This window comes from Kitasatospora sp. NPDC056138, from assembly GCF_042264695.1.
Taxonomy (GTDB): Bacteria; Actinomycetota; Actinomycetes; order Streptomycetales; family Streptomycetaceae; genus Kitasatospora.
Genome location: NZ_JBHJVK010000098.1, coordinates 1 through 12,170, shown reverse-complemented (window position 1 = coordinate 12,170; position 12,170 = coordinate 1). Strand labels below are relative to the sequence as shown.

Genomic DNA, 12,170 nt, shown 5'->3' with positions numbered 1-12,170 from the left:
GGCGCGGTTCCAGTCCCAGCTGCTGTTGACGTTGTCGTCGTTGTCCCAGGCCTTCACGGGCGTCTTGAAGTCGCCGTTGCCGTTGTTGGCGAACTGGAAGAGGGCGGTGATGTTCTTGCCGGTGCCGGTCTGCCCACCGTTGTACATGGCCGTGATGTCGGCCTTGGCGCGGCGCTTGCGGATGTCCTCGATCCACGGGGCGATGTCGTCGGTGCGGGTGTCGTAGGCGCCCGTGCGGGTTTCACTGCTGCCGAGACAGCCGCCCTGCCAGGAGCGGCTGTTGACGGCGACGAGTTCGTATCCGGTGCTGGTCTTGTGCAGGGCGGGGCCGCCGGTGTCGCCCTTGCAGATGGCGGCGTCGGCGGGGGCCTGGGGGGCGATGTCGATGCCGGTGGCTGCGGTCTTGCCGATGGTGAAGGCGGCGGCGTGGAGCTTGTTGGGAACCCACTCGGTCTTGGTGCGGCCGTATCCGGCGACCGTGAGGGTGCCGCCCTGGCTCGGGGCGGTGGCGCCGACGGCAAGCGGGGTGATGCCGGTCGCGGGCTTGGCGAGACGGACCATGACCAGATCGCGGTCCTGGCGCGGGACCAGCTCGACGGCCTCCAGCGCACTGCCGGTGGCGGTTGTCAGGTCGGTGTGGCCGACGGTGACCGTGGTCTTCTGTGCGGGGGCCCCGGCAGGGACGGCGGTGCTCTGGGCGGGGTTGTCGGCGAAGCAGCTGGCGGCGGTGACGACCCAGTAGGGGTCGACGAGGGCTCCCGAGCAGGCGCGGCCCTGGTCACCGATGGTGATCTTGGCGGTGAAGGCGTACGAGCCGTCCGCGGCGGGGTCGCCGTTCAGGGCGCTGGCGTCGGTGGAGATGCCGGCGGTGATGGCGCCTGCTGCGAGTGTGGTGGCGATCAGGCCTGGTATCCACGTCGTGCGTGGACGGGTCTTGGACATGGGTGTCCCCCGAGGAGTGTGGATCTGAGAACGAGAGCAGTTGGTCGAACGCGCTGTTGAGCGGCCGTCAGGCGGTCAGGCGGTGATGCGGAGTTCCAGCAGGACGGCCGAGCCGCTCTTGGTCCCTTCGCCGACGCCAATGAGGTTGCCCTTGGGCACGTCGACGGTCTGGGTCTGGCCGTCGGCTGTGACGCTGGCGGTCAGGGCCCGGTCGGGGGTGGTCTGGACGGCGTAGACCTCGGGGATGGACAGGGCGAGGTAGCCGCTCCCACCGGGGGCGCTGAAGCAGAACCGGTCCCTGAAGTCGGTGTGGAGGGTGCGGGTGTAGACCTCGATCTGGTGGGCCGAGGCACAGTCGGTGAGGCTGATGCGGCCGTCGCCGCCGGTGAGGGTGATGCCCTTGTCCCGGAGGATGTCGGCCGCGCCCGGGTAGGCCCCGTCCTCGACCGTGAACGGGGCGCCGGCGTTGTCGGTGGGTGTGTCGGCGGTGGCGAGGGTGGCCGCCCCGAGGGCGGTGGCGGCCGCGACGGCGGCGCCGGCCAGCGCCCATCTGCGTATACGGAAAGACATGGAAGCCCCTTCGAGCCTGGGCCAGTACATTTAATCTGTCTTAAAAAGAGTCAAAACGGACACTATTGGCTGGCCATGACCTGGCGTGTCAGCTGTCTCCTCGCGGCGCGGTGTGTGCGTCGACGAAATAGCCACCACTCTAAACCACGGGTCGAGTGTCGCGATCCCAGGGAGCAGTGGCCACAAGCGGCCTGACTCGGCGTTAGAGTTGTCCAAACTGCGGATCGTTCACGTTCCTGACGCTGTTTCCCCTCGATGCTTTCTGTACGGATCCCTCCGGGTAGGCTCGCCGCGCTTTGTCGAGCGCGAAGGGGAGGAATCACAGTGGAATCAGGAACAATTCAGCCACGGGGGAGCGGGAGGAGGCTCCGCGGGATACGTCCGTTCGGAGCCGGCCTGCTTCCCCTGGTACTGCTGGCAGGACTGATGACGGCGGTGCCGGCCGCCGCGGATACCGCGCCCGCTCCGGCGCAGGCCACGCTGCCGGCAACCGATCGCGGGCAGGTCGTCCAGTTCTGGAAGGCAGGCGGCCCGGCGGTCAAGGCCGCGGCCGAGACGGCGCTGCTGGGAACGGACACCGACGTGCGCCGCTTCCTGGACACGGACCGGGCGGCGGCCGAGCAGGTGGACGACCGGCAGCTCGCGCTGCAGGTCGTCAGCATCGGCGGACGGGCCGTCCGTGAAGCCGCGAAGAAGGCCCTGGCGGGTACGCCCGCGGAGTTGTCCGCGTTCTTGAAGGACGGCTGGAAGGCGCCGCAGGAACAGGACGACCGGGTAGCGGTGGTCCAGGCGGTCAGCGCAGGCGGGCCCGGCGTCAAGAAGGCCGGCCAGGCCGCCCTCAACGGCACGGCGGACAACGTCCGCACATTCCTCCAGCAGGACCAGTACCGGCTGCGCGAGCAGGACGACCGCGTGGCGGTGGTCCAGGCGATCACCGAAGGCGGCGCGGCCACCAAGGAGGCCGGTCGGCTCGCGTTCAACGGTACGGCGGACGACGTCCGCGACTTCCTGGAAGTCGGGCTGCCCGTTGCCCAGGCCCGGGACCAGGAGTACGCGAGCGTCCACCAGCTGGCCGAACAGGTGGCCGACGCGGGCGCCCAGGCCCAGCAGAGCTTCACCGCGGCCAAGGAGGAGGCGGACCGGGCGATCGACGCCGCCCGCCTGGCGAAGGAGGCCGCCGCCCAGGCAGCCGCGGAGACCGCGGCGGCGGCGAACGACGCCGCCCGGGCGGCCGCCGCCTCCGCGCGCGCCGCCGAGGCCACGCGCCGGGCGGCACAGGCCGCGCAGACCGCGGCCAGCGCCGCCCGCGCGGCCGTCGCCTCCTCACGCACGGCGGCCAACGCCGCTTCCCGGGCGACCACTGCGGCAGTCGGAGCACTGCAGGAGGCGGCCAAGACGCTCGACGCGGCCGCCGCGGCGTCATGGGACGCCAGCCAGGCCGACAACGCAGCCCAGGCAGCGAAGAAGGCGAACTCGCTCGTCTCCGACCTGCACTCCATCGAGACCTCGTCACGTCACGCCCAGGAGGCCCAGCAGGCCTACGAAGCCACGCTGGACGCGGTGGCGGACGCCGACGGACAGGTGACCGCCGCGGCTTCCTCGGCCGAGGCATCGGCAGGATACGCCGACCAGGCCCAGGCCCCGGCCGCCGAAGCCCGAGCCGCAGCCTCCACCGCTCGCGCCCACGCCGCCGAATCCGCCCGCGCGACCGCCGCGGCGAAGGCGCTCGCCGCCGACTCCGCCAAGGCCGCTGGCGACGCGGCCGATGCGGCCGCATCGGCCGCCAACCACCTGCGGGCAGCCGCGCAGGCCGCCACCGAGGCAGCACAGCACGCCGGCGACGCCTCCGCGGCGGCCGACCGGTCCAGCGCCCAAGCGACCGCAGCCAAGGAAGCAGCCGACACGGCGAGCGCCGCGGTCGGGAAACAGCAGACGATCCGCGACCTCGCCCACCGCGCCGAGGCCGAGGAACTGGCCTCCCGCACCGCCCAGGGCATCGCGCAGGCCAAGGACCTGCGCTCGGCGGCCGAAGAACGGCAGGCGGCCGTCCAGAAGGCCGTCACCGACGCCAAACAACTCGACGCCGACGCCACCCGCCTGGCAACCGAGGCCGCACAGCCCGGCGCCGACATCCAGCAAGTCGCGGCCAAGGGCCGCCGGATGGCACTCGCCGCGATGAAGACCCGCGGCCCCTGGAGCCAGGCCGCCGCCGAGTTCGCCCTCGCCGACACCGACGCCGCCGTGGCCGAATACGCCCGCACCGGCTGGGCCCTGGGCAAGGAACGCGACGAACGCGCCCGCGTCCAGCAGATCATCCGCGACACGGACGACGACGGGCCCGACACCTTGTCCACGGCGGCCGCCAACGCGCTCAAGGGCGACGCGGCCACGGTCCACGCCTTCCTGACCACCGGTCAGTACGACGCGCAGGCCACCGACCTGCGCGTCCGCGTCGTACAGGCCATCAGCGACGGCGGCCCCGGCGTGAAACAGGCCGGCCAGGCCGCCATCAACGACGGCAGCAGCACCGCACTGCTCGACTTCCTCACCACCGGCCAGTACCGCGCCCGCGAGACCGACGACCGCGTCATCGTGGTCCAGGCTTCCAGCACCGGCACCCCAGAGGTCCAGGCCGCCGCGAAAATCGCCTTCGAAGGCCCCACCGGAGTACTGCGCGCCTTCGTCGAAACCGGCCAGTACAAGGCCCAGCAGAAGGACCAGCTCACCGCCCACCACGACGCCGCGATCGACCAGATGATCGCCCAGTCGGCCGGCATCGCGGCCACCGCCCAGCAGAACGCGGCCGACGCCGCCCGGGTCGCGGCCCTGGCACGGAAGGCCGCGGACGAGGCCAACAACTGGGCCACCCAGGCCCAGAAATCCGCCGACCAGGCCGCACAGTACGCAGCACAGGCGAAGAAGTCCGCCGACCAGGCCGCCGACTCCGCCGCCAAGGCGGCCGACTCCGCCAAGAAGGCCCGCCAGTCCGAAGGACAGGCCCAGCAAGCCGCCCGAAGCGCGACCTACAGCGCCCAGTGGGCCACCGCCGCAGCCGACGCCTCCCGCAGCTTCGCCGATCAGGCAGGCAAGGCCGCCTACGACGCCAGGATCTCCGCGGAGGCCGCCGGCAAGAGCAGCCACGACGCCTTCATCGACTCACTGGACGCCGGTTCCAAAGCCTTCAACGCCTACCAGGACAACCTGGAGTGGGAGAAGCAGTTCGACCAGTCCCTTCGGGACTTCCGGAACAGCCAGCTCCAACACGGGAACGCCGACTTCACCTCGGTTGACGCCGTCCACCTCCTCCTGGACACCGTCGGCCTCGTCCCCGTCCTCGGAGCACCCGCCGACCTCCTCAACTGCGCCGTCTACGGCGTGCAAAGGGACTACGTCGACGCCGGCCTCTCCTGCGCCAGCGCGATCCCGATCGAGGGATGGGCGGCCTCCGCAGTCAAGTTCGAGAAATGGGGTGACAAGGGCCTCGGCCTCCTCAGGAACATCAATCGCGACCGGAAGGAGGTACGGGACTATGACAAGTTCTTGCCTCCGTGCTCAGTGCATAACAGCTTCCCGGCAGGCACCCGTGTCCTGATGGCTGACGGGACCACCCGGCCCATCGAACAGATTCGCACCGGCGACCAGGTCACGGCCACGGATCCGGAAACCGGAAGCACCACCGCCCGCCGGGTGGACGCCACCATCTACACCCCGGACGACCGGGACTTCACCGACCTCAGCATCGTCTCGGCAAACGGCGAGACCAGCACCCTCACCTCCACTGACCACCACCCCTTCTGGGTCGAGAACCAGCACACCTGGCACGACGCCGCCGAACTCAAGGCTGGCGAAACCCTTCACACCCCCACAGGCCGACCGGCACAGATCGCGGTCGTACGGCACTGGAACACCCTCCAGCCTGCATACAACCTGACCGTTAATACCGTTCACACGTACTATGTACTGGCCGGAAACGCGCCGGTCCTAGTGCATAACACCGGTCCTGCCGGTCCTGAATGCGGTGGCGGAGTTCCGGGAAGTTATGCTGGTCGACCCTACGAGTTGCGACTGGTTGACGAACTCGGCGGCAGGGATGGCTTCAGTATGGGGGGCAGGCAGTTTGATGGTGCCTACACGGCGAGCGGTCAGGAAATCTGGTACGAGGCGAAATCTGGAAACTACTGGAACCGCGCCCTCGAAGACCCCAAGGTCATGTCGAAATTCAAGTCAAATGCCGGTCAGCAGCAGCAGATCGCACGAGGCAACGGTGCGGGATTTCAAATATTCTCTGACCAGCCAATCCCGGGAGAAATCACGAAATGGCTTGACGCAAAGGGTATTCCACATGAGGTTCGCTAGATCGATTAGAGGTGGTGGCGCGTGAGTCGAACAATTGACATTGACTTCGGCTTTCGTGAGCTCGCGAGGCTGGATGACATCGTCTCAGCGCTGCTGGAGCATGGGATCGAGGTCCGTTCGGGCAATCGGTTGTTCTACATGGATAACTCGGATGGCCTGTTTGACTGGCAATACAGTGACCTGCGTGCTGCCAGCTCGGTGATGTCACGCTTGTCGGAGGTTCTCGCGCACGGTGTCGACGTTGGTTTCGGCGTCAGTTGGGGTGCGGAGCGGCGTGCTGGATCGCTTCTTGTGCTGCCGGAGCGTCGAACGATCTCATTCATACCCGACAGCGACTCGCCTCGACTCGATGCCGCTCCTGACTTTATGGAATTCGGGTGGTATCTCGATGTCCTGACGGCCGTTTTTGCGCCGCTTGGACTGACCTCGATTGAGGCGCAGAGTCTCGAGTAGGCCTTTGTCGAAAGTCATTCGACATGGGATTGATCGAGACATGGTGTTGCCTTTAGTCGCATAGAGGAATGCCCGCCAGAAGAGCAGTCTGGCGGGCATTCCTTTTAGGTCTGACGGCAACGCTGACGGCAACGTCATCCCTGAGACCGTGTTTGAGATCTGACGTGGGACGATCGGTCGGTGACTCGACTCGTGAACCGTGACCGCTCCCTTGAGGAGCTTGAGCGCGACCGCCGGTCGGCCCGATCGGGCGGCGAAACCCGGCTGATGGCGACCGTGCGCGAGCTTCGGCGCAAACCGATCGGCGACCTGACGGTCGAGGACATTCGGCTACTGATCAGGCAGGACGTGGGCCTGGCCTATCTCCTGCCGTTGGCGGTGGAGGTCCTTCGGGCCGACCCACTGGCGGAAGGCGAGATGTACGCGGGCGATCTGCTGGCCGCCGTGCTCACCAGGAATGCGGAGGTGTGGAGCGAGGTCCCCGAACTCAGGTGGGAGGTCCGCTTGATCGTCTCGGAGTTGGCCGACATGCCGTCTGCCCTGAAACGGAAGGTCGAGGGGTTCTTGGCTCTGTAGGTCGCCGAGAGTGGCTGCTGTCGGCGAGGGTCCGGGTCGGCTGTCTACGAGGATTGCCGAACGAGCGGTCGTGGGCCGGGGCGCGTCGCAGCACGGCCCCGGGTCAGCCGGCGGACCATGACGCCGATCATGGCCCATCGAATCATCGTCTCGGAGTAGGCCGGGCTGGTCTCGTAGTCCCGGGCGAGGCGCCGGTGGGCGGTGAGCCACGAGAAGGTGCGCTCTACCGCCCACCGCTTGGGCTGAACTTGGAAGCCGCGCTGGTCAGGGTCCTTGCGGACGATCTCCAGGTCGCGGCCGAGGACGTGAGCGGCCCACTCGACCAGGCGGCCGGCGAAGCCCTGGTCGGCCCAGACCTTCTTGACGCTGGGGTGGTCGAGCCTGGTCCACAGCAACGGCCGCTTCGCGCCGTCGCGGTCCTGAATGCTCGCCGCGACGACGTGGACGGCCAGGAGCAGGCCGAGGGTGTCGGTGACGATGAACCTCTTGCGGCCCTTGACCTTCTTTCCCGCGTCGAAGCCCCGGGTGGCCGCGGGGACTGTGTCGGCGGTTCGGACGGACTGCGAGTCGATCAGGCCCGCGCTCGGCTCCGCGTCGCGGCCGTCAGCTTCACGGACCTTGCCGCGCAGGGCGTCATGAATGCGCTCAACGGTGCCGTCGTCGTGCCACCACGTGAAGTACCAGTACACCGTCGGCCACGGGGCGAAGTCCCTCGGCAGTTGCCGCCAAGCACACCCCGTCCGCACTACGTAGAAGATCGCGTCTACGATCCGCCGCCGCGGATGCTTCTCCCGCCGACCCCCCTTCGGACCCACCCGAGCTGGCGGGAGCAACGGCTCCACCAGCGCCCACTGCTCATCCGTCAGGTCCGACGGATACCCACCCGCAACACCGCTCACGGTGAGCTCAACGAACGCCTCAGCAACGGGACACGGCAGATCTCAAACACGGTCTGAGACCGAACAGGCCGGGCCCCAGCACCACCGGGGCCCGGCCCTCGACGCGTCAGTCCGCGACCAGCGGCTCCGGCACAGCCGGGACCTCGATCGCCGGCCGTGACCACCACCAGGCGCCGGCCGACCCGGGTGCCGTTCAGCACCGTGGAGTTGCCCCGGTCTGACAGACACCGATGGGCTTGCGGGCTATGCGACTGCGTAGAGCACTCTATGTGGCGTCTTCGCGGTGTGACGGCGTTCGAACTCGGCGGGGCTGAGCTGGCCGTTCGCCGAATGGCGACGCCGGGGGTTATAGAAGCCCTCGATGTAGGCGAAGAGGGCCTGCTCGGCGCGGTGGCGGGCGGGGAAGGTGGTGCGGTCGATGAGTTCCGTTTCCAGGGAGGCGAAGAAGCTCTCGGTGACGGCGTTGTCGAAGCACGAGCCGGTGCGGCCGGTGGAAGGCCGGATCCCCGCTTCGTCGCATCGCTGACCGAACGTCAGGCTGGTGTACTGGGAGCCCTTGTCGCTGTGGTGCACGAGGCCGGGGCGGGGTCTTCGGGCCGCGATCGCCATGGTGAGGGCGTCGGTGACCAGCTCGGTTCTCATGTGGTCGGCCATCGCCCAGCCGACGATGCGGCGGGAGAACAGGTCGAGGACGACGGCGAGGTAGAGCCAGCCCTCGTCGGTGGGCACGTAGGTGATGTCCGCGGTCCAGCGCAGGTTCGGTGCGCTCGCGGTGAAGTCGCGGCCGATCAGGTCGGGGGCTGCCGTGGCCTGCCGGTCCTGGCGGGTCAACGATGCCCGGCCGGTGCGGCGGTGCACGCCGGCGAGTCCGGCCTGGCGCATCAGGCGGGCCACGCGCTTGCGGCCGACGGACAGGCGGTCGATCTCACGCAGGTCCGCGTGGATGCGCGGGGCTCCGTAGGTCCCGTGGGATCGCTCGTGGTGCCCGCGGATCTTGTCCGTGAGCTCGGCGTCCTGACGCTCCTGGCGGGAGGGGCCTCGGTCTCGCCACGCGTAGTAGCCCTGCCGTGACACACCCAGCAGCCGGGCCATGAGGGAGACGTCGTGGTGTGCCGTGTTCTCGTCGATCAGCCGGTAGCAGATCACCGGCTGGTCTCCCGGACGAAGAAAACCGTGGCCTTGCGGAGGATCTCCTTCTCCTCGCGCAACTGCTTCACCTCGCGGCGCAGTTGGGCGAGTTCCTCCTTCTCGTCGCTGGTCAGCCCGGGGCGTTCCCCGGCATCTACGCGGTCCTGGTTGACCCAGGTGCGGATGGTCTGGGCGGACGGCTCGAACTCCTTCGCCAGCTCCTCCGGCGACCGGCCGGCCCTGACCAGCTCGACTATCTGGCGACGGAACTCCGGCAGGTAGGCCGGACGCGTCCTTGGCACGATGAACTCCTCCTTGCGGGACTCAGTGTCCCAAAGCGGAAGGTTGTCCATCAAACCGGGGCAACTTCACCGCGACCGACGTCCTCGCCGCATCCGCGGCGTAGCTGGAGGTAGCGGCGCCGGCTGTCGTGGCCGCATCGCCGCTCTTGCCCTTGTCATCGCCGCAGGCCGCGGTCAGCAGCAGTGCCATCGCACCGCGGTTGAAACGGCTGGTGGTACGTGTCGCGGCTCCGGTCGTCCGAACAGTCTTCACGGTTGCTCCCGCTCGGTGTTCGTCAGGCGCCGGACTCCCGGTCAGCCCGATCAGTTCTTGAGGTCGACGGAGCACGACAGGTTGCCCTTGGCGTCGGGCTTCTGCTGGTTCTTGAGCTTGCCGTCGACGTAGATGCTGCAGACGGTGCCGGGAGCCGCGCCCTTGACCCCCAGGCCGTTGAAGCCGAAACCGACGTTCTGCGTCCTGGTCCAGGGCAACCGCTGCCGCGCCGCGGTTTTTGCGTTGGTTTCGCCGGAGAAGCTGTAGCTGACGTCGGTGGTCCCGGGGCCGGTCACTTCCATCTTCACGTCCCAGCTCTTGCCGAACAGGCCGCAGCCGGTGAGTGACACCGCTGCCATGACCGAAGCACCGGTCACGAGCAGTGACCTGACGTACGTACGGGATTCGGGGAACTTCACGGCGCCTCCTGATGACGCGTCGGCCGTTTGGTACGCGGTTCATTCTGGGCTGCGTTCGGCAGGTCCAGAGCAGCCGAAAGGCCGCAATCCTGGGAGCGGCATCGGCCGAAAGTACGTATCCTCTTTCCCCGGCCGCTGGGCCCGCGAGCGGTCGTCTATCCTCCTCTCCATGCCCCTGTCACTCTTGCGCCCCGCACCGGAGGCCGTCGCCGCAGCGTGCGTCGGCGCGCTGCTCCTGGCGCTGGACGCGGGTGTGGTGAGCCGCAGTCGCATCGGGCTCGCGGTCGTCGCCAGCGGCGTCCTGGCGCTGGTCACGGCCGCCGGATCACTGCCGGCGTACCGGGCCGGCCGGAGGTGGACGGCCTGCGCGCTGTCCGTCACCGCGGCGGCCGTCTCGCTGCTGACGACCTCACTAGTGGAGCGCACCGTGCTGCAGCGCACCCCCGGATGGGCCGAACTCATCGGACTCCTGATGCTGTTGTGCGTGGCCTGCCGGTACGGACGGCCGTTGCCGCTCGCCGCGTCGGCGGTGCCGCTGTTCGTGGCGGTGGTGCGCCTCGCCGGCCGCGCTCCGGCGCTGTCGGATCTGCCCGTACTCGACGGGATCGACAAGCTGTTCACACTGCTGCCGGTGGGTTTCGTGCTGCTGGGCGGCTATCTGCGGACCGAGGACGGCAGGCGCCAGGCCACCGCCGAGCGGGTGCGCCAGTCCGAACGCCTGGACCTCGCCCGTGACCTGCACGACCACGTGGCCCACTACGTCACGGCCATGGTCGTCCAGGCCCAGGCCGGAGAGCACACCGCCGAGCGTGACCCGGCTATGGCCCGCCAGTTGTTCTCCAACATCGAAAGGACCGGCCAGGAAGGGCTGGTGGCCATGGGCCGCATGGTCCGTCTGCTGCGCGAACCCGGCGGTCCCAGGACATCGGCACCGGTCGCCCCCGTCATGACGGCGATCGAGGAACTGGTCCACCGCTTCCCGGCACCCGGACAGCACGCCTGGCTTGACAAGGCCGACGACGTGGACAGCTCCGCCTGGTCACCACAACTGGCCAAGTCCGTCGAGCGGCTGGTCCAGGAGGGCCTGACCAACATCCGCAAACACGCCCGTACGGCCACCACCGTGCACGTCATGCTGGGAACCAACGGAGACCGGCTGGTCGTCCGCGTACGTGACAACGCTACCGGGCAGCACCGCAGCCGAGGGCGGTTCCGGCACAGCGGCTTCGGCATGATCGGCCTGTCGGAGCGGGTGGCCGAGCTGGGCGGCGAGCTCACCTGCGGCCCCATGCCCGAGGGTGGCTGGGAACTGGCGGCATCGATACCCATGAAGTGATCGATGCCCATCAAGGTACGGAGTGAGAACCCGCGTTGAGCGTCTCAGTAGTGATCGCCGACGACCAGGAGATGGTGCGGACCGGATTCCGGCTCATCCTGGACGGTCAGGACGACATTTCCGTGATCGGCGAGGCATCCGACGGCTTCGAGGCCGTCGAGACCGTACGCCGGCTGAAGCCCGACGTCTGCCTGATGGACATCCGCATGCCGAAACTCGACGGCCTCGAGGCGACGAAGCGCCTGCGTCAGGGGCAGGGCGCGGCAGCGTCCGGCACGAAGATCGTCATCGTCACCACCTTCGACCTGGACGAATACGTCTACGGCGCCCTGCGAGCTGGCGCCAGCGGCTTCGTGGTCAAGAACTCCGGCCCCCGCTTGCTGGTAGAGGCGGTACACGCCGCGGTCAACGGCGACTCCCTGATCTCGCCGTCCGTCACCGTCAGACTCCTTGAGCACCTGAACAAGCCGTCCCGTGCCGAGACCGCGGCAGCCGCGGCGCGACGCCTCACCCCACAGGAACTCAACGTCGTGACCCTGGTCGCCCGCGGCCGCACCAACAACGAGATCGCCGAGCAGATGGTGCTCTCCCTCAGCACCATCAAGAGCCATCTCAGCCGGATCCAGGACAAACTACCGGCCCGCAACCGCGTGGAGATCGCAGCCTGGGCCTGGGAACACGGCATCGTCAGCTGACCGTCACCCCTGTGCTCCATGGCCCCAACCGGCCACCACGCCGTCCGCGACCTCACCCACCACCTCGACCCCACCGCGCTTCGCCACGTCATAGGCTGTTGCCGGGCCAGAAGGGCCTTCAGGTGGAGAACATTCGCCCCCTCGCTCTCTGAGCTTGGCGTTTATGGTCACCGGGTTTGGTGTTCCTTGATTGACTCGGCGCGTTTGACGGTCTTGCCGACGCCGTGGCGCTTGGCCCGGT

The 12,170-nt window shown here is 68.5% G+C and carries 11 protein-coding genes; 5 read left to right on the top strand and 6 right to left on the bottom strand.

Annotated elements, in window-relative coordinates:
• Together ACFC1R_RS35680 and ACFC1R_RS35675 are read right to left on the bottom strand one after the other, a co-directional pair.
• A partial coding sequence (locus ACFC1R_RS35680) for a trypsin-like serine protease (protein ID WP_375945874.1) occupies positions 1–942 on the bottom strand: 942 nt, incomplete at its 3' end.
• 75 nt (positions 943–1,017) lie between these two features.
• Positions 1,018–1,512: a hypothetical protein gene (locus ACFC1R_RS35675; RefSeq protein WP_375945873.1), complete on the bottom strand. Its 495-nt coding sequence runs from the start codon at positions 1,510–1,512 to the stop codon at positions 1,018–1,020.
• Positions 1,513–1,938: 426 nt separating this feature from the next.
• On the opposite strand from ACFC1R_RS35675, the gene ACFC1R_RS35670 reads away from it, so the two are divergent.
• The 3 genes from ACFC1R_RS35670 to ACFC1R_RS35660 all read left to right on the top strand — a co-directional run bounded on the left by ACFC1R_RS35670 (position 1,939) and on the right by ACFC1R_RS35660 (position 6,897).
• Positions 1,939–5,868: a polymorphic toxin-type HINT domain-containing protein gene (locus ACFC1R_RS35670; RefSeq protein ID WP_375945872.1), complete on the top strand. Its 3,930-nt coding sequence runs from the start codon at positions 1,939–1,941 to the stop codon at positions 5,866–5,868.
• A gap of 21 nt (positions 5,869–5,889) precedes the next feature.
• On the top strand, positions 5,890–6,321 hold the full coding sequence (locus tag ACFC1R_RS35665) for a hypothetical protein (protein ID WP_375945871.1): 432 nt from the start codon (positions 5,890–5,892) through the stop codon (positions 6,319–6,321).
• Positions 6,322–6,501: 180 nt separating this feature from the next.
• Positions 6,502–6,897: a contact-dependent growth inhibition system immunity protein gene (locus tag ACFC1R_RS35660; protein WP_375945870.1), complete on the top strand. Its 396-nt coding sequence runs from the start codon at positions 6,502–6,504 to the stop codon at positions 6,895–6,897.
• A gap of 44 nt (positions 6,898–6,941) precedes the next feature.
• On the opposite strand, the gene ACFC1R_RS35655 is transcribed toward ACFC1R_RS35660, so the two are convergent.
• The 4 genes from ACFC1R_RS35655 to ACFC1R_RS35640 all read right to left on the bottom strand — a co-directional run bounded on the left by ACFC1R_RS35655 (position 6,942) and on the right by ACFC1R_RS35640 (position 9,898).
• Positions 6,942–7,835 carry an IS5 family transposase gene (locus ACFC1R_RS35655; protein ID WP_375945885.1) on the bottom strand — a complete coding sequence of 298 codons (894 nt, stop codon included), beginning with the start codon at positions 7,833–7,835 and terminating at the stop codon, positions 6,942–6,944.
• A 204-nt stretch (positions 7,836–8,039) separates the two neighbouring features.
• Positions 8,040–9,226 (bottom strand): IS3 family transposase gene (locus ACFC1R_RS35650; RefSeq protein WP_375945869.1). Its coding sequence is split into 2 segments (ribosomal slippage): positions 8,040–8,980 and positions 8,980–9,226, totalling 1,188 coding nucleotides; the frame shifts between segments, so codons are not numbered across the junction.
• A 22-nt stretch (positions 9,227–9,248) separates the two neighbouring features.
• On the bottom strand, positions 9,249–9,416 hold the full coding sequence (locus ACFC1R_RS35645) for a hypothetical protein (RefSeq protein ID WP_375945868.1): 168 nt from the start codon (positions 9,414–9,416) through the stop codon (positions 9,249–9,251).
• A 113-nt stretch (positions 9,417–9,529) separates the two neighbouring features.
• Positions 9,530–9,898, bottom strand: coding sequence for a hypothetical protein (locus tag ACFC1R_RS35640; protein WP_375945867.1), 369 nt, complete (start codon positions 9,896–9,898; stop codon positions 9,530–9,532).
• Between the two features lie 169 nt (positions 9,899–10,067).
• Here ACFC1R_RS35640 and ACFC1R_RS35635 point away from each other — a divergent pair, with 169 nt between their 5' ends.
• Positions 10,068–11,234 (top strand): sensor histidine kinase, encoded by a 1,167-nt coding sequence (locus ACFC1R_RS35635; protein ID WP_375945866.1) that lies wholly within the window; start codon positions 10,068–10,070, stop codon positions 11,232–11,234.
• Between the two features lie 50 nt (positions 11,235–11,284).
• Positions 11,285–11,929: a response regulator gene (locus ACFC1R_RS35630; protein WP_375945865.1), complete on the top strand. Its 645-nt coding sequence runs from the start codon at positions 11,285–11,287 to the stop codon at positions 11,927–11,929.
• The last annotated feature ends 241 nt before the right edge of the window (positions 11,930–12,170 follow it).

What these genes read in the sequence shown, in the direction of transcription:
- ACFC1R_RS35675 (WP_375945873.1), bottom strand. Translation starts at nt 1,512, where the DNA reads ATGTCTTTCCGTATACGCAGATGGGCGCTGGCCGGCGCCGCCGTCGCG.
- ACFC1R_RS35645 (WP_375945868.1), bottom strand. Translation starts at nt 9,416, where the DNA reads ATGGCACTGCTGCTGACCGCGGCCTGCGGCGATGACAAGGGCAAGAGC.
- ACFC1R_RS35670 (WP_375945872.1), top strand. Translation starts at nt 1,939, where the DNA reads ATGACGGCGGTGCCGGCCGCCGCGGATACCGCGCCCGCTCCGGCGCAG.
- ACFC1R_RS35635 (WP_375945866.1), top strand. Translation starts at nt 10,068, where the DNA reads ATGCCCCTGTCACTCTTGCGCCCCGCACCGGAGGCCGTCGCCGCAGCG.